The 24,320-nt window shown below is 40.2% G+C and carries 20 protein-coding genes; 16 read left to right on the top strand and 4 right to left on the bottom strand.

What is annotated here, in order from left to right; genetic code table 11:
• Positions 1-227: 227 nt before the first annotated feature.
• Both V7121_RS01815 and cysI read left to right on the top strand, forming a co-directional pair.
• The gene (locus V7121_RS01815) at positions 228-2,048 is read left to right on the top strand and encodes an assimilatory sulfite reductase (NADPH) flavoprotein subunit (RefSeq protein WP_335501237.1); all 1,821 of its coding nucleotides are present in this window, start codon (positions 228-230) and stop codon (positions 2,046-2,048) included.
• A gap of 24 nt (positions 2,049-2,072) precedes the next feature.
• On the top strand, positions 2,073-3,791 hold the full coding sequence (cysI, locus tag V7121_RS01810) for an assimilatory sulfite reductase (NADPH) hemoprotein subunit (protein ID WP_335501235.1): 1,719 nt from the start codon (positions 2,073-2,075) through the stop codon (positions 3,789-3,791).
• Positions 3,792-3,937: 146 nt separating this feature from the next.
• Here cysI and V7121_RS01805 read toward each other — a convergent pair whose 3' ends face one another.
• Positions 3,938-4,387: a S1 domain-containing RNA-binding protein gene (locus V7121_RS01805; RefSeq protein ID WP_335501233.1), complete on the bottom strand. Its 450-nt coding sequence runs from the start codon at positions 4,385-4,387 to the stop codon at positions 3,938-3,940.
• A 247-nt stretch (positions 4,388-4,634) separates the two neighbouring features.
• On the opposite strand from V7121_RS01805, the gene V7121_RS01800 reads away from it, so the two are divergent.
• From V7121_RS01800 to narI, 7 genes are all read left to right on the top strand, one after another.
• The gene (locus V7121_RS01800; RefSeq protein ID WP_335501231.1) at positions 4,635-5,078 is read left to right on the top strand and encodes a hemerythrin domain-containing protein; all 444 of its coding nucleotides are present in this window, start codon (positions 4,635-4,637) and stop codon (positions 5,076-5,078) included.
• 20 nt (positions 5,079-5,098) lie between these two features.
• Complete coding sequence (locus V7121_RS01795) at positions 5,099-5,410, top strand: hypothetical protein (protein WP_335501229.1); 312 nt, start codon at positions 5,099-5,101, stop codon at positions 5,408-5,410.
• A gap of 18 nt (positions 5,411-5,428) precedes the next feature.
• Positions 5,429-5,716 carry a hypothetical protein gene (locus V7121_RS01790; RefSeq protein ID WP_335501227.1) on the top strand — a complete coding sequence of 96 codons (288 nt, stop codon included), beginning with the start codon at positions 5,429-5,431 and terminating at the stop codon, positions 5,714-5,716.
• Positions 5,706-9,386: a nitrate reductase subunit alpha gene (locus V7121_RS01785; protein ID WP_335501225.1), complete on the top strand. Its 3,681-nt coding sequence runs from the start codon at positions 5,706-5,708 to the stop codon at positions 9,384-9,386. The genes V7121_RS01790 and V7121_RS01785 overlap by 11 nt, the downstream gene beginning before the upstream one ends.
• The gene (narH, locus tag V7121_RS01780; RefSeq protein WP_335501224.1) at positions 9,376-10,878 is read left to right on the top strand and encodes a nitrate reductase subunit beta; all 1,503 of its coding nucleotides are present in this window, start codon (positions 9,376-9,378) and stop codon (positions 10,876-10,878) included. Before V7121_RS01785 ends, narH begins: the two co-directional genes overlap by 11 nt.
• The gene (gene narJ / locus V7121_RS01775; protein ID WP_335501223.1) at positions 10,875-11,480 is read left to right on the top strand and encodes a nitrate reductase molybdenum cofactor assembly chaperone; all 606 of its coding nucleotides are present in this window, start codon (positions 10,875-10,877) and stop codon (positions 11,478-11,480) included. Before narH ends, narJ begins: the two co-directional genes overlap by 4 nt.
• A gap of 87 nt (positions 11,481-11,567) precedes the next feature.
• Positions 11,568-12,257 (top strand): respiratory nitrate reductase subunit gamma, encoded by a 690-nt coding sequence (gene narI / locus V7121_RS01770; RefSeq protein WP_335501221.1) that lies wholly within the window; start codon positions 11,568-11,570, stop codon positions 12,255-12,257.
• A 200-nt stretch (positions 12,258-12,457) separates the two neighbouring features.
• On the opposite strand, the gene V7121_RS01765 is transcribed toward narI, so the two are convergent.
• Entirely contained in the window at positions 12,458-12,667 is a 210-nt protein-coding gene (locus V7121_RS01765; protein WP_335501219.1) for a hypothetical protein, read from the bottom strand.
• A 482-nt stretch (positions 12,668-13,149) separates the two neighbouring features.
• Between V7121_RS01765 and V7121_RS01760 the strand changes: the two genes are divergently transcribed.
• A complete protein-coding gene (locus tag V7121_RS01760) occupies positions 13,150-14,481 on the top strand; it encodes a hypothetical protein (protein WP_335501217.1) in 1,332 nt (443 codons plus the stop codon).
• 91 nt (positions 14,482-14,572) lie between these two features.
• Here the strand turns inward: V7121_RS01760 and V7121_RS01755 are convergent, their stop codons facing one another.
• Positions 14,573-15,622, bottom strand: a complete 1,050-nt coding sequence (locus V7121_RS01755) for a CdaR family transcriptional regulator (RefSeq protein WP_335501215.1) — start codon at positions 15,620-15,622, stop codon at positions 14,573-14,575.
• Positions 15,623-16,286: 664 nt separating this feature from the next.
• On the opposite strand from V7121_RS01755, the gene V7121_RS01750 reads away from it, so the two are divergent.
• The 6 genes from V7121_RS01750 to V7121_RS01725 all read left to right on the top strand — a co-directional run bounded on the left by V7121_RS01750 (position 16,287) and on the right by V7121_RS01725 (position 23,776).
• Positions 16,287-17,612 (top strand): gluconate:H+ symporter, encoded by a 1,326-nt coding sequence (locus V7121_RS01750; protein ID WP_335501213.1) that lies wholly within the window; start codon positions 16,287-16,289, stop codon positions 17,610-17,612.
• Between the two features lie 78 nt (positions 17,613-17,690).
• Positions 17,691-18,575, top strand: a complete 885-nt coding sequence (garR, locus tag V7121_RS01745; RefSeq protein WP_335501211.1) for a 2-hydroxy-3-oxopropionate reductase — start codon at positions 17,691-17,693, stop codon at positions 18,573-18,575.
• 90 nt (positions 18,576-18,665) lie between these two features.
• Positions 18,666-20,018, top strand: a complete 1,353-nt coding sequence (gene gudD / locus V7121_RS01740) for a glucarate dehydratase (protein ID WP_335501209.1) — start codon at positions 18,666-18,668, stop codon at positions 20,016-20,018.
• Between the two features lie 85 nt (positions 20,019-20,103).
• Entirely contained in the window at positions 20,104-21,231 is a 1,128-nt protein-coding gene (locus V7121_RS01735) for a glycerate kinase family protein (protein WP_335501207.1), read from the top strand.
• Between the two features lie 166 nt (positions 21,232-21,397).
• Positions 21,398-22,384, top strand: coding sequence for a proline dehydrogenase family protein (locus V7121_RS01730; protein WP_335501205.1), 987 nt, complete (start codon positions 21,398-21,400; stop codon positions 22,382-22,384).
• A 204-nt stretch (positions 22,385-22,588) separates the two neighbouring features.
• Entirely contained in the window at positions 22,589-23,776 is a 1,188-nt protein-coding gene (locus V7121_RS01725) for an NAD(P)/FAD-dependent oxidoreductase (protein WP_335501203.1), read from the top strand.
• A gap of 106 nt (positions 23,777-23,882) precedes the next feature.
• Here the strand turns inward: V7121_RS01725 and V7121_RS01720 are convergent, their stop codons facing one another.
• Positions 23,883-24,308: a hypothetical protein gene (locus V7121_RS01720; RefSeq protein WP_335501201.1), complete on the bottom strand. Its 426-nt coding sequence runs from the start codon at positions 24,306-24,308 to the stop codon at positions 23,883-23,885.
• Positions 24,309-24,320 lie beyond the last annotated feature (12 nt).

The raw sequence follows: 24,320 nt of genomic DNA, 5'->3' as shown, positions 1-24,320 counted from the left end.
TATCTGGGCCTCCGCTCTACATTGCGCCTTTATTCTATATTTTGTTAGATGTTTTCAGATTTTAATGGTTTAAATCGTTAAAACCGACTTGACTTATAGGAATAGTAAAACTATTATTATATTAATCATTTTTTGACTGAAAAATTTGTAATCTTAGAATTCTTTAAACAAGTCATGATAAATAAATGATCAAGATAAGTTAATAATCCTTTGTGAGGTGGATATTGGTGCAACTTCAAGTATTAAACAGTCCTTTTAATCAGGAGCAGGCAGAGCTCCTCAACCGCATTCTGCCTACCTTGACAGAATCACAAAAAGTCTGGTTGAGCGGTTTTTTGGCTGCAGCCCAATTTTCTTCGGTTTCGGGGCCGGGAAATGTACAAACAGCTGAACTCCCAAGCGGGAATACAGCCCAGGCCATTTCAAAGGATGTGACTATTCTTTTTGGATCACAGACGGGTAACGCTCAGGGTCTTGCTAAGACAGCAGCCAAGAAACTCGAGGAAAATGGTTTTCAAGTAACAATCCAGTCTATGAGTGATTTTAAACCTAATAATTTAAAAAAGATTCATAACCTTCTGATTGTAACCAGTACCCATGGAGAAGGCACGCCTCCGGATAATGCCCTATCATTTCATGAATATCTACATGGGAAACGTGCTCCAAAGCTTGATGAACTTCGTTTTTCCGTTTTAGCACTTGGAGACAGTTCATATGAGTTTTTCTGTCAAACAGGTAAGGATTTGGATACAAGGCTTGGAGAGCTTGGAGGAACACGTCTTTATCCGCGTTTTGACTGTGACCTTGATTATGATGAGCCAGCATCCGAATGGCTTTCAGGTGTCCTTAGCAGCTTAAATGAGGCCGGTGGAGGCACCCATGTATCTGAGGAGGCACCATCTTCACAGATTGGTGATGCGGTATACTCCAGAACCAATCCATTTAAAGCTGAGGTCCTGGAAAATATAAATCTAAATGGCCGTGGCTCAAATAAAGAAACCCGCCACCTTGAGTTGTCGCTTGAAGGTTCTGGACTTACCTTTGAACCTGGGGATAGTCTAGGAATTTATCCTGAAAATGATCCTGCCCTTGTCCAATTACTATTGGACGAAATGAACTGGGATCCTGAACAAATCGTGACTGTGAATAAAAAGGGAGATGTTCTTCCGCTTAAAGACGCACTCGTCTCACACTATGAAATTACTACTTTAACCAAACCGCTTCTTGAGAAGGCTGCACTGCTTTCTGGGAGTGAAAAATTACAGGAACTAGTTTCTGCAGGCAATGAAGACCAATTAAAAGGATATCTGGATGGACGTGATTTGCTTGATTTATTACGTGATTTCACACCTTGGATTGGGTCAGTGCAAGAGATTGTCTCTATTCTAAGGAAGATGCCATCCCGGCTATACTCAATCTCAAGCAGCTTAACGGCTAATCCTGACGAAGTCCATTTGACGATTGGTGCGGTCCGCTTCAATGCACACGGACGCGAACGAAAAGGTGTTTGTTCCATCCAGGCGGCGGAACGTCTTCAGCCTGGTGATACAGTCTCCATTTACATTCAGCATAACGATAACTTTAAACTGCCAAATAATCCAGAAACTCCTATTATCATGGTGGGTCCTGGAACGGGCGCAGCACCTTTCCGTTCCTTTATGCAAGAGCGTGAAGAAACCTGCGCAAAGGGTAAAACATGGATGTTCTTTGGAGACCAGCATTTTGTTACAGATTTCCTCTATCAAACAGAATGGCAAAAGTGGCTGAATAATGGTGTGTTGACGAAAATGGATGTTGCCTTTTCACGTGACACGGCAGAAAAGGTGTATGTACAACACCGCATGATCGAACAAAGTAAAGAGTTATTTGAGTGGCTTCAAGCAGGTGCACATCTATATATTTGCGGAGATGAAAAACACATGGCTCATGATGTTCATCATACGTTAATTAAGATTATTGAAAAAGAAGGCGGTTTGAGCCGTGAGCAAGCGGAGGAATACTTAGCCGAGATGCAGCAGCAAAAACGTTATCAACGTGACGTATACTGACCTGGGATGGAAGGGAGTTTCAACATGGTAAATCAAATATTAAAAGCACCAGAAGGACCGCCGAGTGATGTTGAAGGAATCAAAGAAAGAAGTAATTATTTACGCGGTACACTTAAAGAAGTAATGCTTGATCGGATTAGCGCCGGCATACCTGAAGATGATAATCGCCTGATGAAACACCACGGCAGTTACTTGCAGGATGACAGGGACCTCCGAAATGAGCGCGCTAAGCAGAAACTAGAACCTGCATATCAGTTTATGCTCCGTGTCCGCTTGCCTGGGGGTGTAGCTTCACCTGAACAATGGCTTGTGATGGATGAGTTAGCAGATAAATATGGAAATGGGACCTTAAAACTGACGACTCGTGAAACATTCCAAATGCACGGGATCTTAAAATGGAATATGAAAAGTACGATTCAGAGTATCCATAATGCCTTAATGGATACAATTGCTGCTTGCGGTGACGTGAACCGTAACGTGATGTGTTCTTCAAATCCAGATCAATCTGAGCTTCATTCCGAGGTATACGAATGGTCAAAAAAATTAAGTAATGACTTATTGCCACGTACGAGGGCGTATCATGAAATTTGGCTTGATGAAGAGAAAGTAGCCGGTACACCTGAAATCGATGAAGTAGAACCAATGTATGGACCGCTTTATTTGCCGCGGAAGTTTAAAATTGGAATTGCCGTTCCTCCTGGAAATGATATCGATATCTTTTCACAAGACCTTGGCTTTATCGCTATTGTCGAAGATAATAAGCTGGTCGGTTTTAACGTGGCCATTGGCGGCGGGATGGGGATGTCACACGGTGACAACGCCACTTATCCGCAGCTTGCTAAGGTAATTGGTTTTTGTAAGCCTCATCAATTATATGAGATTGCAGAAAAAACGATTACGATTCAACGGGACTATGGAAACCGTTCTGTACGTAAAAATGCACGTTTTAAATACACTGTAGATAGACTCGGCTTGGAAACAGTAAAAGCTGAATTAGAACATCGTCTTGGTTGGAAATTAGATGAGGCAAAGCCTTTCCATTTTGATCATAATGGCGATCGTTATGGATGGGTAAAGGGTGTCAAAGGTAAATGGCATTTCACGCTATTTATTGAAGGTGGCCGTGTTGCAGATTTTGATGATTACAAGCTTAAGACGGGCTTGCGCGAAATTGCAAAGATTCATACTGGCGATTTCCATCTGACAGGTAATCAAAACGTCATTATTGCCAATGTTTCTACTCAGAAAAAGAAAAAAATCAACGAATTGATTGAACAATATGGATTGACAGATGGCAGGCATTATTCTGCGCTCCGCCGCAGTTCAATGGCTTGTGTGGCTCTTCCAACCTGCGGATTAGCGATGGCTGAGGCAGAGCGATACTTACCATCTTTAATAAATAAAATTGAAACCATCGTTGATGAAAATGGATTAACCGATAAAGAAATTACCATTCGTATGACTGGCTGCCCGAATGGCTGTGCCCGTCATGCCCTTGGAGAAATTGGCTTTATTGGGAAAGCGCCAGGCAAATATAACATGTACCTTGGTGCCGCACATGATGGAAGCCGTTTAAGCAAGATGTACCGTGAAAACATCGGTGAAGTAGAAATATTAAATGAACTGCGTGTTTTACTCTCTCGCTATGCCAAAGAAAGAGAAGAGGGCGAGCACTTCGGAGATTTTGTGATTCGCGCTGAAATCATAAAAGCTACAACGGATGGTACTAATTTTCATGATTAATAATGACTAACAAAAAGACAGGGAGCCATTCCTGTCTTTTCCTTTGAAAAAAATAGATGCCTCAATTTAGAAGAGGCTATAAAAAAGGCAAACATGCTGTGACATGTTTGCCTTTAGTAATTTCGTAGTATTTTAAAAACGATGCGTTATCCGCGTCTTCCGCCTCTGCCGCCCCGTTTAGTTTCAGTGCTGCGTTTTAAGGTAGATAAGTTCTCTTCACTAGCTTTTAAGAATTTCGCAATTTTATCTTCGAAATTTTCCTTTGGTTTAAAGTTACTCTTTGAACGGAAATCTTTTGAACGATTATCTACTCTTCCCTGACGTGGTGGACGTTGGGAATAAGACGAGGTTTGTTCAACCGGCTTATCAATAGCTTTTTTGATGGACAAGGCAGTCTTACCGTCCTTCTCGCTAATTACCTTAACTTCAATTAGGTCGCCAACTTTAAGATGATCATTAACGTCTTTAACATAGCTGTCCGCTACCTCACTGATATGAACTAGCCCTGTTGTTCCACCAGGCAATTCTACAAATGCCCCAAAACTAGTGATGCCTGTTACTTTACCTTGAACTTTAGTACCTACCTCGATTGACATAAAAAAATGTTCCTCCTCAATAATGTTACAACCACCTTATTATAACAAATACGTAGGGATAATATCAATTCTTTCATCAAGTACCTTCCACCTTTTTTTGTAATCGAATAAATTTCGCGAGTTTATAGATGAGCCATATGGAAAAGACTATAACGATTTCCACTTTAAGGTAAATAAAGCCTGAATGAAAATATCTATATTTTTACAAAAAAAGATTTGTAATAAAGACTAAAAGGAGTGAATTGACTTGTCAGGACCGAGTTTGAGGAAAAAGGATGCACATTCGTCTATACATGAAGCAGCACTGAATGAGGTAAAGGAGCTGCGAGAGTTATATCAGAAATGTCTTGAAAATCGAGAAATAGAAAAGGCATTGCAAGTATTAGAGGTTGCGATTGAACATTGGGAAACACGTACATTGAAACATGCAGAGGCAGAGGAGGAAGGATTATATAAGGAGATGACAATGGAGAATCCAGATTTGGTCACAACAGTGATCCAATTAACTCGTGATCACGATCTTATGCGGAGGATTGTTGAAAACATGAAATTAAGGTTGCAGACCCATGAACCCGACCAAAAAATGATTACTCTATTAGATTGTCTGGTCATCATTGATGAAATCCACAATGAAGATGAGATGAATAAACTTCTAGGTGATAACGAAAAATATACAGGAAAATTAGTGTAATAATGGAAAAGAGGATGAAAATGAGTAATAAACCGCCCTTAGAGGAAAAGTTATTACGATTTGACTTACCAGAATTATATAAACAATTGGCTGAAACATTTTTCAGTTATAATATCCATCCTTACGATATTCATGGAACTGTCATTAAAAATAAAACAGGCTATGATGTCACCATTCGATTCTCGCAATCATTTTCACAATCTATGAAAACACAGGTTAGCTTTGAACAAGCCATGAACCCAGATGAAGAAGTGATTCATTTTTTTCAAGAATCTGCTGAGAAATGTAAAGCACTGTTAATTTCAGATTATTATAAAATGATTAAACTATAAAGGGAGCTGAATAGACACTTGTTTTCATTTGAAAATGATCCATTGCTTGTCGAAGATCGAGAGGACTTAATTGCCGTACTCAGGATACGGTTTGGTGTGATATCTGGAGAATTAATCCAAGCAATTTATGAAATTGATGAAATGAATACCTTGCAGCGGCTGATTCTTGCTGCAGCCAATGCACCCAATTGGCAGATTTTTATAGAAGAACTTCAAAGTGGGAAGGACTCATTCCGACTTTTAGGTGAAGAATTTAATCCATTAGCCGATATCCTTAAGGGAAGAGGTGAAAACGATGCAGTCTAAAAAAAATAATTTGTTCCATTCGCTCAAACATTTAGTGCGCGGTGACCGAATTAATGACGGATGGACCGAGGAGAATCCTCGGCCACGGGATTGGGAAGAGGTCTACAGAAGGCGCTGGCAGCATGATAAGGTGGTTCGGTCAACACATGGCGTCAACTGTACAGGTTCTTGCAGCTGGAAAATTCATGTGAAGGACGGCATTATTGCATGGGAAACGCAGCAAACGGATTATCCATCAACCGGTGATGATTTTCCAGAGTATGAACCAAGAGGCTGTCCGCGTGGTGCCAGTTTCTCATGGTATACATATAGCCCTACCCGCGTAAAGTTCCCCTATGTTCGCGGAGACCTTTATGCCTTATGGCAAGACGAACTCAAAAGAGCTAGTAACCCTGTTGAAGCATGGGAGAATATTGTCACAGACCCGAAAAAGCGCGAACAATATGTGAAGGCGCGCGGCAAAGGCGGCTTTGTCAGAGGGTCATGGAAAGACGTATGTTTAATGATTGCTGCTTCGACGATTTATACGATCAAAAAATACGGACCAGACCGAATTGTTGGTTTTAGTCCGATTCCTGCAATGTCAATGGTTAGTTATTCTGGCGGGACCAGATTTTTATCGTTAATAGGCGGGACGATTTTAAGCTTTTATGATTGGTATGCGGATCTCCCACCTGCTTCGCCTCAGGTATGGGGGGACCAGACGGATGTTCCTGAAAGTGGAGACTGGTATAACACCAAATACTTTATCATTTGGGGAACAAATATCCCACAAACGAGAACACCTGATGCCCACTTTATGGTTGAATCCCGCTATAACGGAACAAAGGTTGTCGGTGTTAGTCCAGACTATGCGGAATATGAAAAGTTTGCCGATATGTGGCTGCCTGCTAAGGCGGGGACAGATGGAGCTCTTGCCATGGCGATGACCCATGTCATTTTGAAAGAATTTTATGTTGACAAACAAACGCCTTATTTTATCGATTATGCAAAAAAATACACAGACCTGCCATTTCTCGTCGTTTTGACAAAGAAAGTCGGCGGTTACCGCTCGGACCGTTTCCTGAGGGCCTCTGATATTTCAAAGAATGATACGTTGGGTGAATGGAAAACCGTTGTTTGGGATGAGAAACGGAAGGATTTTTCGATTCCCAATGGCAGTCAAGGGTTTCGCTGGGATGAAGGAAACAAATGGAATTTGGATATGAACACGGGGGATGGGATGAAAATCCATCCAAAGCTTAGTTTTCTTGATGAAAAAGACGAGGTTGTGATGGTCGAGTTCCCTTATTTTGCTGTAAAAGAGGGCGGAAGGGAGGAACGCGGTGTACCGGTTAAGCGTGTCAAGGACCAATCTGGAAATGAACTGCTGGTTACGACAGTCTATGACCTTATGCTTGCACACACGGGAATAAACCGTGGTCTTCCAGGGAATTATCCTGCCGATTATAACGATGCGGATAAGCCGTATACTCCTGCTTGGCAAGAGAGTATTACAGGTGTGAAAAAGTCCCATGTGATTCAAGTGGCCAGAGAATTTGCTGATAACGCAGCACGTACGAAGGGTAAATCTATGATTGCTATGGGAGGTGGAACAAACCACTGGTTTCATAGCGATCAAATCTATCGTTCAATACTAAACCTTGTGTTATTAACAGGTTCACAGGGTGTCAATGGCGGTGGGTGGGCTCATTATGTTGGCCAAGAAAAGGTCCGCCCATTGGAAGGCTTTGGGCAAATTGCCTTTGCGAATGATTGGGTGAAATCGCCGCGTTTCATGAACGGGACTTCCTTCTTTTACTTTGCAACAGAACAATTTCGCTATGAATATGATTTTAATGATTCTCAGACAGACTGGGGAAGTCAGTATGCCAAAATGCACCCCGCTGATTTTAATGCAATGTCCGCCCGGTTAGGCTGGCTGCCAAGTTTTCCACAGCTGTCGCAAAATTCCTTGGAAGTGATGAAGGAGGCGAGGTCACGCACGGTTAACGATTTTGCCTTGATTGAGGATGTGACGAAACAACTGAAGGAAGGAAAACTCGACTTTGCGATAGAAAATCCTAATGATCCGCGCAATTTTCCACGTGTATTTTTTAACTGGCGCTCCAATTTACTGGGCGACAGCGGAAAGGGCCACGAATACTTTGTGAAACATTTAATTGGCGCTAAGGATTCTGTCCTAACAGATGTCGAAAACTCTTGGCAGCCAAAAGATGTAAAGATAACGGATATTCCTCCCGAAGGTAAAACAGATTTGTTTGTGAGTATGGACTTCCGCATGACAAGTTCTGGACTTTTCTCAGATATTATTCTGCCGGCTGCAACCTGGTACGAAAAACATGATATCAGCAGTACGGATTTGCATCCGTTTGTGCACCCTTTCAATGCGGCCATTAGCCCGCCATGGGAAACGAGAAGCGATTGGGATGCGTTTAGAGAAATAGCCAAGGCCTTTTCTGAATTGGCCAAGGAACATCTTCCTGCCCAAGAGGACTTGATTATTTCTCCGTTGACCCATGACACGATTAATGAAATTGCCCAGCCGTTCGGTAAAGTAAAGGACTGGCGGAAAGGCGAGGTAGATGCCATTCCCGGAAAAACAATGCCTAATTTTACGATTTTGAAACGGGATTATCCTCATGTGTATGATATGTGGATTACGGTTGGACCAAATATTAAAAATGGCTATGGAACGAAGGGTGTCCGCATTCCTGGAGATAAAGTTTATCAGCAATTAATGGACCGACTAGGACCATCGAAGCATGAAGGGATTGGGAAAGGCTACCCTGATCTATTTACTGACAAGAAAGCAATCAATGCGATTCTTTTAATGTCTGGTGCGACCAACGGGAATCGTGCCGTTGAAGGCTGGAAGTCAATGGAGGAAAAGACGGGTAAGAAGCTGGCTCACATCTCAGAGGGGCGGGAGGAAGAGGATTATACGCTGGATGCCTTAACCATCCAACCCCGTCAGGCGATCTCAACCCCAGTTTGGAGTGGCCTTGAGAATGATAACCGGCGCTATTCGCCGTTCACTGTCAATAAGGAATACCATATTCCATGGCATACCCTAACTGGTCGGCAGAGCTTTTACCTTGATCACGAGGTCATGCTGGATTATGGTGAGGGGCTTCCGTTATACATCCCGCCAATTTCCAAAGGGCCATTTATTAAGGGGGAGCAGGAAGTGGAGAATCAAGGGAAATCCATAACGCTCCGTTATATGACGCCGCATCAAAAGTGGGGCATTCATACCATGTTCACCGATACGACGAATATGATTCAGCTGTTCCGCGGCTGGCAGGTAGTCTGGATGAATGAAGAGGACGGGGCAGAAATTGGGATTAAGGATAATGATTGGATTGAGCTCTACAATCGAAATGGGGTCGTTGTAGCAAGAGCAGTCTTAACGTACCGGATGCCGCGCGGTGCAGTCTATATGCATCATGCACAGGACCGTACGATGGGTGTACCTGGAAATACGATTAATCAAACTCGAGGCGGGACGCATAATAGTGTCACGAGGATTTACCCGAAAGCGACCCATATGATTGGCGGATATTCTCAACTAAGCTACGGGTTTAATTATTATGGACCAACAGGCAGTCAGCGAGATACATTGACGATTGTCCGACCATTAAAGGAGGTCGATTGGCTTGAGAATTAAAGCACAAGTGGCCATGGTCATGCACCTTGATAAATGTATTGGCTGTCATACTTGTTCTGTTACGTGTAAGAACGTCTGGACCAACCGTCCAGGGATGGAGTACGTCTGGTATAACAATGTCGAGACCCGCCCAGGGACAGGGTATCCAAAAGAATGGGAAAATACGGATCGCTTCAAGGGGGGCTGGGTTCTTCGAAATGGCAGATTGCATTTAAAGGCAGGCGGCCCGATTTCGAAGCTGGCCAATATTTTTTACAATCCCAATATGGCTGAAATAGACGATTTTTACGAGCCTTGGACGTATGATTTTCAGCATCTCCATAATAGTCCGAAGAAAGAAAATTTACCTGTTGCCAGACCGAAGTCAATGATTACTGGAGAATATATTGATAAACCAGAATGGGGCCCCAACTGGGATGATGATCTAGCGGGCGGCAGTGAAGTGGTGCCGAGGGACCCCAATGTCCAAAAGCTTCAGGAACATATTGCCATGGAATATGAAAAGACGTTTATGATGTATTTGCCGCGGATTTGTGAGCATTGCCTCAATCCATCCTGTGTGGCTTCGTGTCCTTCGGGGGCTTTATATAAAAGGGATGAAGATGGAATAGTACTGGTCGATCAGGATGCCTGCCGTGGCTGGCGGTTTTGTATGAATGGCTGCCCCTATCATAAGGTGTATTACAATTGGAATACCCATAAAGCTGAGAAATGTAATTTTTGCTATCCAAGAACGGAAGCCGGTCTTCCGACTATCTGTTCGGAAACCTGTGTGGGGCGGATTCGTTATATCGGAGTTGTTTTATACGATGCGGACAGGGTAAAGGAAGCAGCGTCTGTCGAAGACCCGAAGGCATTATATGAAGCACAGCTTTCCGTATTTCTAGATCCATTTGATCCTGAGGTAATTACGGAAGCGGAAAAACAGGGAATCAACCATAGCTGGATTGAAAGTGCTCAGGCATCTCCTGTATATAAGATGGCAATGAAGTGGAAAATCGCTTTGCCGCTTCATCCAGAGTATCGGACGCTGCCGATGGTTTGGTATGTGCCGCCGCTTAGCCCAATTATGAATCACATCACCAATGAAAATGAGTTAAGTGCAGAGGGATATATCCCTGCAGTTGACCAAATGCGCATTCCAATGGAATATTTAGCCTCCTTATTAACAGCAGATGATACTGATGTCATCCGAAGAGTGCTATTAAAAATGGCTGCGATGCGTGTCTATATGCGGGCAAAAACCGTTGGTGGTATAGATGAATTGAAAGTCAGCAAGCTTTTGGAGGAAGCGAAAACCACAGCCGAGGAGCTCGAGGACATGGCTCGCTTGCTTGCTGTTGCAAAGTATAATGAGCGGTTTGTAATCCCTACTGGACGTCGTGAAATGGATGAGGATTTACATTATAAGCAGGGATCCTGCAGCATCGAAGACCTCGCGCCAGCCGAAGGGATGGTTTCTTATCCATTTGAAAGAAGTGAAAGTCAATGACGACGAATGATGCCCCAGCGCTTTTAATCATCATGTCCCGAATATTGGATTATCCAAATGAGGAATTTTTTCAAAGTCGGACCGTGATTGAGGAATTTTACAACGAACATATCTCTTCAGAAGTTATTCGCAAGGAAGTCGAAGCGAGGATTGTTCCTTTGTTTAACATGGATCAAAAGGAACTGCAAGAATTATATGTAGAAACCTTTGATTATAAGGAAAGAACAAGTCTGTATTTAACTGCCCATGAGCTCGGTGACAGCCGCAAGCGGGGGGCTGCTTTAATAAAATTACAAAAGCTCATTTGTGAGGGCGGCTTTGAATACGAGGGGAAGGAACTGGCCGATTATATCCCCATGCTATTAGAGCTTTTGGCAGTGGTACCAGCAGAAGAGAATTTCGTTAGACTTTCAAGACGTCTAGCTTTTGCATTACAGCGTTTATTGAACAACCTGCCTAACGAAAATCCCTATCATAAAGCCATTGACCTATTAATGATGTTTGTTTTTGAGGCTCCTGGAAAAGAGGAACTTGACCTATTGGAAAATGAACGTGAAGAAGCTGATTTAGATGAACTTCCTTATCCAGTCATGTATCGGTAGAAACTTTTACTGGATTTGGGACCTAGAGGATGTACAGGTTAGGGAAAATTCAGTAACTTCAAAGCGAGTCTGCAAAGGAGGTTGGCAATGGAATACAGTTTTTGGTGGACCATTTTTCCTTATATATGCGGTGCCATTCTTATCGTTGGGACGTTTTACCGCTTTATTTTTCGAGGGAAAAGCTGGTTTGCCCCGTCGACAGAAATTTTTGAAAAAAAGTGGCTCCGGTTCGGTTCAGTCATTTTTCATTATGGTATCATCTTTGCCTTTATTGGACATATCATGGGTATTTTGATTCCAATCGAAGTATATGAAGCAATAGGGATTCATGAGCATCTGTACCATTTCGGTGCGATTGCGGGCGGTGGTATCGCCGGACTCATGGTGGTAGTTGGCTTGGTGGTCATGCTGATTCGGAAATTTTCCTTTCCGAAGGTTCGAGTCCATACTACCTTTGGTGATTATTTCACGATTGTATTGTTACTTATAGTCGCTGCTATTGGCACCTATATGACACTGATTTATAGCTACACGGTGGTAGCGTATGAGTATCGCTTAACAATTGGTCCTTGGTTTCGAAGTTTATTCACGTTCAGGCCTTTATCTGAACTAATGTTAGGTATCCCAACTATCTTTAAGGTCCATGTTGTTTTATCCTTCTTATTATTTGCATCGATTCCGTTTACGCAGCTAGTCCATATGTTTAGTTTTCCAATACGCTATCCGTCACGTGCACCACAGCAATACCGATCGCGTAACGGGTATGATAAACGGTAATCACTGGTACCTGACACCACAATAAACAAAAGAAAAAACAGCCGCAAATTGTTTAACGGGTTCTCTTGATGGGGAGTTTTGCGAAAAAAGCTCAAACATTCACATTGATTTCAGAAGTACAATCAGCAAACAAAATAGCAGTAAAACAGATTAAAAAAGAGCATCTAATAGATGCTCTTTTAACATTTTTCATCAACATATTAATGAAATGCTCCCATCATCGCAAGACCAATAAGGATAGCTGCAAGTGATATTATTAAAGCAAAGCCTAAAAATTCCCCACCAGAACCAAAAAAGGTATCAAGTATTCCTAAAAATACAAAAAGCACTTTTTTTGATGTTTTAGAATCATCTGACTTAAATTCTTTGTAAATATACACCGATAGGGCTATAAAAGAAGCCAGACCCATTAAAAATACGATTAACCCACTGATTTGAAGGACTCCTTTTCACTGAAAAATCACATACATTTTAGTACATATTATAGGCAATAAAATCGCACTAAAATCAGCGTGAACATAAATCATTGTACACAACTATACTTGTGCTGAAATGAGTGCGATTTTTGATTTATATTTAATTAAAATGGCTTTATATCAATGAAAATAGACCACTCCATATATGCGAAATGGTCTGCGATTTGAACTACTGTTTTAGGTAAAACTCCCCCTGAAGGGAACCCGTTACAAATTGTTGATGGCTGTTTTTTTCTTTTGTCTAGGAAGGGGAATTGGCTGTGGTGTCAGGTACTACTAATCATTAATCTATACAGGGGATGAAAAAAGTTATTGTAAAAATTTTTTTATAGGATTAGGATAATGATTAAAAACAACAAGGAATTCGTGGATGGGGGGAGACCTCTTTTCGCCTTGACACTAGGGAGAGGTTGTCGATGAGAAGTTATCTTATTCTGGGGATGTGCGCTTTATACTTAATTCAATACTTTGTCGAGTTGCAATGGCTGCAGCTTGTGGTTGTTGGACTATCATTACTTGCCTTTTTGGGCAGTGCTCTAAAAGCTGACCGCTTCCCGCGCTGGCTTGGTATTGTCATGATGACTGCAGGTATTATTATTGAATGGAAAAAAGGAACCGGTGTGAACGGGATTAGTGATGGAATTTTCTTAATTCTTCCCTTGATTTGCTTGTTAACTCTTGCTCCGTTGCTTTCGATTCCATTAAAGCTGTCAGGATATTTTGATTCAATTGCTTTAGTTTTACGCAATTTATTACATCAACCGAAAAAGTTATATGCGGGCATCACTGGGACACTGTTTATTCTGGGCCCAATTTTAAATTTAGGTTCGGTCCGAATCATTAATGAATTTTTGGAGGATTTAAAGCTTCCTTCGGCCATGTCGGCAAAAAGTTATCTTGTTGGATTTTCAACGGCAGTGATGTGGTCACCTTATTTTGCATCGGTCTCTTTAGTGCTCCATTATCTCAATGTCCCATTCAAAGCCTATATTCTGTATGGCCTTGGATTATCACTTTTAGCCTTGTTAGTTGGGAATATTTTGTTTGCCGTCTGGGAGAAGCGTCATTCAATAACAAAAGTACTTCCTGCTAAGGCACCTTTACAAAAAGCACATCGTAATCAGTTTATTAAATTAGTCTTATTTGTGGTCCTGTTAATGGGATTATGCTTATTTATCGAAGCGATGACAAATTGGTCTATGATTGTAATTGTTTGTCTCGTATCCATTATTGCCCCGCTATTTTATGGAATCCTATCAAAAGACAAGAAACGATTAATCACACCATTGGTTGATTTTCGCGATCGCTCGGTACCGATGATGAACAATGAAATTATGCTTTTTATGAGTGCAGGTATGTTAGCTTTTGCGATGAAAGGGACGACTGCCGCAAATGGAGTGAGTGATTTTCTCGTGGGTTTATCACATCAATCCTTTTTCTTGTTTGCACTAGCTGTAATGGTAATTGTTCTTGGAATTACCTATATTGGTATCCACCAAATTGCCGCAGTAGGGGCATTAGCGATGCAATTAAATCCAGCGGAATTAGGAATGAGCAATCTCGGGCTGGCCCTGCTTCTTTTATTAACATGGTCAATTTCAACGGCGTTAAGCCCATTCTCAGGATTGAATTTAATGGTCAGCCGCTTTGCAGGAATTTCTGGGGTACAAGTAGGACTTCGCTCCAACGGGATTCACTTAACAGTTGTCGCCTTAATTGGAATCGCGATTATCTCTTTTATTGGCTAAGCTAGAAAGATAGAAAACAGCCTTTCCGATTGTGTGAAGGCTGTTTTTTTAATAGATTATCAAATTGCTGGAACTTACGAATACTTATGAATTATTCAATCGGAGTATAGTTCATCTTATAGAGAACATATCCCGTAAAGAGCTGGAATAATTCAATAAATTTTTTCGGATTTTTGTTCGTTAAGGTTTCAATTTTTTGTAATCGATAGGCGAGACTATTGCGATGAATATGAAGTTCAGTAGCAATCGCATTCATATCGCCGCTATTTTCAATATAGCTTATTAACGTTTCAATCAGTTCTATTCCTTTAGGACTTGTTTCTAGTTCATGATAGATGCCGCTGATTTCCTCAAATTCAATTTCTTTATTAGTCAAGTAATCGATAAATTTTAAGTCATGGTAATAACAGTGATATTCAGTTAATCTAAGTTTTTCAGCAATCTCAAGCGCTTTTTTTGCTTCGTGGACAGATTTGCCGATTTGAGCGTGGCTTGTACCAATTCCAATTCTCGTATCCGTTCTTGAAATAAAATCTTCTAGTCTTTTTAAGATATCACTGCTGTTGGGGACAATAAATAACATGGTATTTTGACTTAACCGGAAGCTAAATTCTTGGTCAAGTAGAAACGGTTCTTTAAGGGAACTTCCTTTAACAACAACTGCTATTCGATCCATTTCTAGATTAATCCCGACAGCCTCCCCGCTATTAATAAAAGCCTGATCATATTCTTCCGTTCGGAAAATCCAATGATACATAAATTCCTCTTTTATTTGCTCTTTAATCCTTCGCTCTTTATATAAGAATTCTTGGTTTATTAAGAGCTCAGCGGTTACACGAACCAATTCAGCAAATGGCTCCACAATTGTCGGTTCGCCACTAAGACCAATAACTCCAATTGTCATGTTCCTAAACTTGATAGGAATGTTTACTCCTGGTTTCGCTGCTCCATCTGAATTATAAATTGACACGAGTTTTCCTTGTTCGATGGCAGCCATTGCACCGTGATGATAAGTCCCAATCCGATTTGGATCACCACTGCCAATAATTAAGCCGACCTCATCCATAATATTCACATTATAGGGGATAACCTTCATTACCTTATTTGCAATCTCCTGAGCCAGCTGTTCGTTAATTTTCATTATGTACCTCCAGAATGATTCATTGGTTATTTGCACAAAAAAAAATCTAAAATATCATTTGTTTGAATGATGATTTAGTGGTAAGACAAAGATACAATAAGGATGTAAACGGTTACTTGAAATGAAGAAAAGAAAAATTCTTTTATCTGCATTGTTCATTGTAACAAAACAGTCACTTGATTACCTTTACTTCACATCATAAGAGGGAATTTAATATCATTTTTGTTCAAATGACAAAAAAACAAGAGGGATTTTCATCAGCTTGAACGATTGTATATTTTAATTGAAACCGTTTATGATAAAAGGGTAAAGAGTTTCAAAAGTAAATATGATAATTAACTTAGAAACGAGAAAGCCGTTCGAATTCCTTTGTTTTAATTAAATAATCACTTAAATAAAAAGGTTATTATTAGATTACTATGTTTTGAATCTTTTGTAAAAAATAATAACCTTTTATGAAAAGTGGTTTTGTGAATTTATTCACAAATTAGTCATATTTACAAAAAGATGAATCCCGTTTATGAATTAGAAATGATTGGAGGAGGAAGATACTTTAGTGACAGATGTAGAGTGGATTCTTTAAAGAAAGCAATTATTAGAAAGTGTACTGAAAGATTTTGAATTAAAACAACACATTAATTCCTAACGGAAGGAAGTACAGACTATGCCATTAGTATATGTTGCATTAGCAGTTGCCCTCATACTTATTTTGATGATTCCACTAAAAATGAATGGATTTATTGCCTTAATTATTGCCGCTTTATTCGTAGGTCTACTTCAAGGTATGCCGATTGACAAATTGATGGAATCTCTTTATGGAGGAATTGGCGGACAACTCGATGATTTGATTCCAATTTTAGGTTTTGGTGCTATGTTAGGAACTGTCATGGCTGATGCTGGTGCCGCTCAACGAATTGCTAACACGTTGATTGATAAAATGGGTATTAAACGTGTTCAAATTGCAATGCTGATTACTGCTTATATCCTAGGTATCACAATGTTCTTCGAAGTAGCATTCGTATTATTGATTCCTTTAGTTTTCACAGTTGCTCGTCAAACAAAGTTAAACCTTTTGTGGGTTGCAATTCCAATGGCTGTTGGATTATCTACAACACATAGTTTCTTACCTCCACATCCAGGACCAGCTGCAGTAGTAGGTGTTTTTGGAGCAAGCATGGGCTTAACTTTAGTATACGGTCTTATCATTGCCATTCCTGTAGGTTCTTTCATTGCATTGCTTTGGCCAAGACTACCATTTGTTAAAAAGATCAATCCAAGCATTCCAGAAGGACTTGGAAGTTCGAAAATTTTTAAAGAAGAAGAAATGCCTAGCTTCTTAGCGAGTATTACGGCTGCGCTTGTACCAGTTGTATTAATAGGAATATCTGCATTCTGTGAAGTAATGTTACCAGAAGGAAATAGCTTTAGACACTTCATGGAGTTCTTTGGTTCAGCTACAATCGCATTAATGATTTCACTATTACTCTCATTCTATCTTTTAGGAACAAGAGTAGGCCGTACATTAAAAGACGTGATGCAATCATGCTCTAATAGTGTAAAACCAATGGCAATGATCATCCTCGTAATCGGCGCTGGCGGTGCGTTTAAACAAGTATTAGTTGATAGTGGGATTGCTGACTATATTAAAGACTTAACAAGTGGCTGGGATATTTCACCAATCATTCTTGCTTGGTTAATCGCTGCTATCTTACGTATTGCCCTTGGTTCAGCAACTGTAGCTGTTATGACTGCAGCAGGTGTTGTTCTTCCAATTGCACAATCTTCAGGTATTAGTTTAGAACTAATGACTCTTGCCGTAACATGTGGCAGCGTCGCGTTCTCACACGTAACAGACCCTGGCTTCTGGATGTATAAAGAATACCTTAACTTATCTGTTGGAGATGCGATTAAAACAAGAACTACTTATACAACCGCACTTGCCATCCTTGGTTTAGCAGGTGTCTTAATTCTTAATATGTTTGTAGGTTAATATTTAGGAAAAACTAAGCAGGAAGTAAAAATTTCATTTTTTACTTCCTGTTAAATCATTTAACTGGAGGAATAAATAATGAAAGTTGGCTTTATTGGTCTTGGAATAATGGGTAAACCGATGAGTAAAAATTTAATCAAGGCAGGATATCAATTAATCGTTAGTGATTTTAATAAAGAGGTTGTTAAAGAACTAGAAGGATTAGGAGCTGAAATCGGTTCTAACCCGAAAGAAATCGCTGAAAAATCAGATGTTGTCATCACCATGCTGCCAAATTCTCCAAATGTTAAACAAGTAGCCTTAGGAGAAAATGGATTAATTGAAGGGGCTCATGAAGGATTAGTCTACATTGATATGAGTTCGATTGCGCCTGGTGTTTCACGTGAAGTGTATAATGCCTTAGCTGAAAAAGGTGTGGATATGCTAGATGCACCAGTAAGCGGTGGAGAACCGAAAGCTATTGATGGAACGATGTCAGTCATGGTGGGCGGTAAAGTAGAAGTATTTGAAAAATGTAAAGATATTTTGGATGCGATGGCAGGTTCAGTTGTCTTAGTTGGCGAAATTGGAGCAGGTAATATTACCAAATTAGCTAACCAAGTGATTGTTGCCTTAAATATTGCAGCGGTTTCTGAGGCTTTCGTGTTAGCACAAAAAGCGGGTGTAGAACCAGCTGCAGTCTATGAAGCAATTCGCGGAGGATTAGCGGGTAGTACAGTGCTTGATGCCAAAGGCCCTATGATGTTAGATCGTAATTTTGACCCAGGTTTTAGAATTAATCTTCATATTAAAGACCTTACCAATGCGCTTGAAGCGTCACATGAGTTTGGTGTTCCACTGCCATTAACCTCGTCAGTACTTGAAATGATGTACGCACTTAAAGTGGATGGACATGAGTTTGAGGATCACAGCAGCCTTGTGAAGTTTTATGAAAAGTTAGCTAATGTGGAAGTAAGTCGCTAGTTTTTATTTAGGGTAAGGGAAGGAAAGATCGCTACAACCTTCTCTTACCCCATAAAATTAACTATAAAATTTAAGATTGGAGACATCCCGATGAATACTGTACAGAATTTAGTTAATGTTACTCCAGTTGTCACTGAAATGTCGGTTTATGCCGTAGCTGGCCATGATAGTATGCTATTAAACTTAAGTGGTGCACATGGCGCTTATTTTACAAGAAATATTGTTATTTTAAAAGACAGCAATGGAAACGTTGGTGTTGGTGAAGTACCTGGTGGTGAGGGGATTCGTAAAACTCTAGAAGATGCCAAGCAATTGGTTGTCGGTTCATCTATCGGAAACTACAATAATATCTTAAATAATGTAAGAAAAACGTTTGCTGGTCGTGATGCGAGCGGACGCGGCTTACAAACCTTTGATTTACGAATCACCATTCATGCGGTTACAGCGATTGAAGCGGCACTATTAGATCTTCTTGGCAAACATTTAAATGTTCCTGTTGCTGCCTTATTAGGTGAAGGCCAACAGCGTGATAAAGTAAAAACACTAGGATACTTGTTCTACATTGGTGACCGGAATAAAACAGATTTACCTTATTATAGTAATCCAGATGCAGAAGATGAATGGCACCGGATTCGTCATGAAGAAGCACTAACACCTGAAGCGGTAGTTCGTCTAGCAGAAGCTTCGCAAAAACGATATGGCTTTAAAGATTTTAAACTTAAAGGCGGCGTGCTTGAAGGAAAAGAAGAAATCAAAGCGATTAAAGCATTAAAAGAACGTTTCCCAGATGCTAGAATCACACTTGATCCAAACGGGGCATGGTCATTAAAAGAGGCAGTTGAGCTTTGTAAAGATATGCATGGAATTCTAGCATATGCTGAAGATCCATGTGGAGCAGAAGATGGCTATTCAGGTCGCGAAATTATGGCTGAATTTAGAAGACAAACAGGTCTTCCAACGGCAACGAATATGATTTCTACTGATTGGAGACAAATGGGTCATACGATCTCCTTACAATCCGTTGATATTCCACTTGCTGATCCGCATTTCTGGACGATGCAAGGATCAGTACGTGTGGCACAAATGTGTAATGAATGGGGTTTAACATGGGGATCTCATTCTAACAATCACTTTGATATCTCCCTTGCTATGTTTACTCATGTTGCTGCGGCAGCACCTGGTGAAATTACAGCGATTGATACCCACTGGATTTGGCAAGAAGGGACAGAGCGCTTAACGAAAGAGCCGTTCCAAATTGTTGATGGCAATCTAACGATTCCGAACAAACCGGGTCTAGGTGTGGAAGTTGACATGGATCAAATTATGAAAGCAAATGAATTGTATAACAATATGGGTCTAGGTTCACGTGACGATGCTGTAGGTATGCAATTCTTAATTCCTGGCTGGAAATTTGATAATAAGCGTCCTTGTTTAGTACGTTAAAAATTAGCAGGGTGACTGGTTGGTCACCCTTAGCTGCTACTCTATTTAAAATTTTTACTACTTTAAATGTAAAGGACAGATGGTTATGAAGTTTGTGTTAGCGCCCGATTCGTTTAAGGAAAGTATGTCGGCGAAAAATGCTGCCCTTGCAATGGAAAAAGGAATCCTGAAGGTCTTCCCTGATGCCGAATGCGTGATTGTGCCTATGGCTGACGGAGGGGAAGGAACAGTCGAGTCTTTAGTTAGTATGACAAATGGCGAGATTATTAAAACTGAAGTTCTTGGTCCATTAGGGGAGAAACGAATTGCCGAATATGGTCTTTTAGGTGAAGGGCAAACGGCTGTTATTGAAATGGCAACAGCTAGTGGATTGGAATTAATCCGTCCAGAAGATCGTAATCCATTATTAACTACTACTTATGGGACAGGCCAATTAATAAAACATGCCCTCGATAAAGGGGTTAGCCGCATCTTGATTGGGATTGGCGGAAGTGCAACCAATGATGGCGGGGCAGGTATGCTCCAAGCTCTTGGAGTTTCTTTAAAAGATGAAAATGGTGAAGAATTAGATTTTGGCGGCGGTCCTCTAGGTCAATTACAGAAAATAGATTTAAGTGGATTGGATAAAAGATTATCTGCGGTCAAAATTGATGTAGCATGTGATGTTACAAATCCACTAATCGGGGCGAGCGGTGCATCGGCGATTTTTGGACCGCAAAAAGGCGCAACACCTGAAATGGTAGAAGTTCTTGATCGTAATTTAACCCTGTTTGCTAACTTAATCAAACAAGAAATCGGTAAGGATATTGCGGGTATGGAAGGGGCAGGTGCAGCAGGAGGGCTAGGAGCTGGGCTTGTTGCTTTTCTGAATGCTCAATTAAAAAAAGGTGTCGAGCTTGTGATTGAATACACAGGCCTTGAAGAACGAGTAAAAGGTGCAGATTATGTATTCACGGGCGAAGGCAGTATTGATGGGCAAACGCTTTTTGGAAAAACACCATATGGGGTAGCAACGATTGCACAAAAGTATTCAATTCCTGTTATTGCGTTTGCAGGGAAAATTGGTAAAGGTGTAGAGCCATTATATGATCATGGATTTAATGCAATTATAGGAATATTATCAGGCGTAACCACATTAGCGGAAGCTTTGGAAAATGGTGAAGCAAATTTAGCTTTTGCCACTGAAAATGTCTGTCGGGTTTTGAAATTATAATCATTATTAAAAAAAGCAGCTGTCGAAAATTTCGACAGCTATTTTCATCTAAATTGTAGTCGATTTTATTTATGTAAGCGTCATTATGTTGGAAAATTCGCAAAATAAATATTATTGAAAGCGTATGCTATAATGAAGTTAAAAACAACAGCAAGGGGTAATCGCGATGTTGAAAGACATTTTTATCAGCTTATCACAAAATCAATTTTTAAATAGTACAGCTAAAAAATACGGTTTAAAATTAGGTGCACAAAGTGTCGTAGCTGGTACTAATATCCCGGAAGTCATCCAAAGTATTAAAGAACTGAATGCACATGGAATATCATGTACTGTCGATAACTTAGGAGAATTCGTTTTTAAAGAAGAAGAGGCTACTGCTGCGAAAAACCAAATTCTTAAAGTAATCGAAGCCATTCATGACAATAAAGTTAATGCGCATATCTCATTAAAACCAACGCAAGTAGGATTGGATATCGATTATCAATTTTGTTTAAATAATGTACGAGAAATCGTTGATCAAGCCCATCGATATGATATTTTTGTCAATATTGATATGGAGGACTTCAAACACTTAGAACCAACTTTTCAATTATTGGACGACCTTTCGATGGAGTATACTAATGTAGGTACTGTTATTCAGTCTTATTTCCACAAAGCACAAGAGTATCTTGAAAGATATCAAAATTTCCGCATTCGTTTGGTTAAGGGGGCTTATAAAGAGTCAGCGGAAATCGCATACCAAGATAAAAAGGATATTGATGCGAACTTTATCAAGATTACCGAATGGCATCTATTAAATGGGAGATTTACCTCGATTGCTACACATGACCATCGCATCATTAATCATGTGAAGGAATTTGTAAAGAAGCACAATATCCCGAATGAGAAATTCGAATTTCAAATGCTCTATGGATTTAGAAAAGAGATGCAGCTTGAGCTTGCTAGTGAAGGCTACAATTTCTGTACGTATGTGCCATTCGGCAATGATTGGTACGGTTATTTTATGAGGCGTTTAGCTGAAAGACCTCAAAATTTAAATCTTGTAGCGAAGCAAGTATTTAACAAAAAAACGAACACGGTAATTGGTGTCGCTGCAGGGGCATTCTTATTAGGAAGATTGACGAAAACGGACCCTAAAAAACGCCGTAAATAATTGACTATCAACCTCTCATCCTCACTGATGAGAGGTTTTTTAATATGAAAAAGAAAGTATTATACGCCGCTGAACAGGCCGCTTACGCTTTTCTTAATTATGAAACTTTTGTGTATTAACTGTTTTCTGCGCTATTCCTATTGCACAATTTGGTAAATATTTTCTATAATGAAGGTAAAGAGATTGTGAAGGAGTGAGCAAAGTATGGAATATGATAAAAAGAAAGTGGTGATTTTAGGCGGTGGTTATGGTGGTTTAATGACAGCTGTAACATTACAAAAGAGGGTTCATCCTTCCCGAGTTGAGATTTATTTGGTCAATAAGAACGATTACCACTATTTTACTACCAAAGTTCATGAGGCTGGCGCAGGGACAGTGAATCCAAATTCTATTAAAATGCCGATACAAGAGTTAATTGACCCCAAAAGAGTTACGTTTATTCAAGATGAAGTGACTGGATTGGATATTGAAAGGAAAAAAGTCATCTGTAAAAACCAGATAATCACCTACGATTACGTGGTTGTAGGAATTGGCGGCACACCAAAAACTTTCAATATTCCTGGATTAGAAGAGCATGCTTTCTTTTTGTTTAATTGGGAAGGGTCAAATCGTCTTCGCAAACACATAGAAGAGAAGTTTCAGGAATTTAGTCAGAAACCAACAGGAAAGTTGAATTTAGTTATAGGCGGAACTGGGTTTACCGGAATGGAGTTTATCCATGAATTAACGAAAAGTATTCCACTACTTTGCAAGGAATATAAGGTAGTTCCCAATGACGTAAACATTATTGTTATTGAACCAAACCAACAAATCCTCCAAGGTTTCCCCGAATCGATTGTTTCAGATGCAGTGGGATCACTTAGAAAGATGGGTATTGAATATAAAGTGGGCATGCAAGTGACGAAGGTCGAGAGAGATAAGGTTTTCTTACAAGATGGAACAGAGATTCAATCGGATACATTTATCTGGGCAGGCGGAGTTACAGGGAATCCACTCCTAGAGGGTCATGGATTTGAATTATTGGACGGTCGAGTGAAAGTAGATGAGTATTGTGAAGTCCCCGATGTTTCCGATGTCTATGTAATCGGAGATGCTTCAGTAAGTTTTAACGAAAAAGGCCAACCATATCCGCCCACGGCCCAAATTGCAATTCAACAAGGACAATACTGTGCCTACAACATTGCCATGAAGGTATATGGTCAACCGGCTAAACCATTTCACTATATTTATCGGGGTACCGTCATGTCATTAGGAAAAGGGAATGCGACAGGAATTGTTTATGATCATCATATCAATGGAAAGTTTGCTGCTTTGATGAAATGGGTGATTGAGATGCGCTATTGTTTTATGCTTGGTGGTCTGTCTCTTGTCCGCAAACATTGGAAAGACTGAGTTCTGAAAATGCCACTTGATATGAATTGCGGTTATGGTACCTGACACCTTACGGAGGAAACAAAGGCACCTAGCCTTTGTAAGTTATTTATTAACTACAAAGGTGTCAGGCACCAGGTTTAACTGCATTATAGGAAAAGTTACTATCATCCCATTCAAAGATACCTTCTTGCAATTTGATTGTTGCATCAAATGGGCGAGAAATCGCTAAATCGGCATTTTGAGGTTGTTCATCCGGTTTGTTATTTGTTTCTTCTACTAATTGTTTCTTAAGAAGAAGCATATCTAATTTTGAAGCAACACGAAGGACTTTATCAAGAGTGAGCTTCTTTTCACTGATCCCATGAATGTTACAAATACTTGTTTGAAAACTTTTATTGTATTGGAGCATCATATGCAAATCATTAATACACGCCACGCCAAATACCTCTTTAATTACATCTTCATAGCGCAGCTGGGTGCCAGTTGCAAATTTAGTAATCTTCTTCTCAGGATTTTCTAAGAAATAAACGGTTTCGATAAAATTTTCCATGTAAACACCCTT

This window comes from Neobacillus drentensis, from assembly GCF_036962125.1.
In the GTDB taxonomy this organism is placed as follows: Bacteria; Bacillota; Bacilli; order Bacillales; family Cytobacillaceae; genus Neobacillus; species Neobacillus drentensis_B.
Note: the sequence above shows the minus strand (reverse complement) of the source record. Positions and strands in the feature narration are given on the sequence as shown.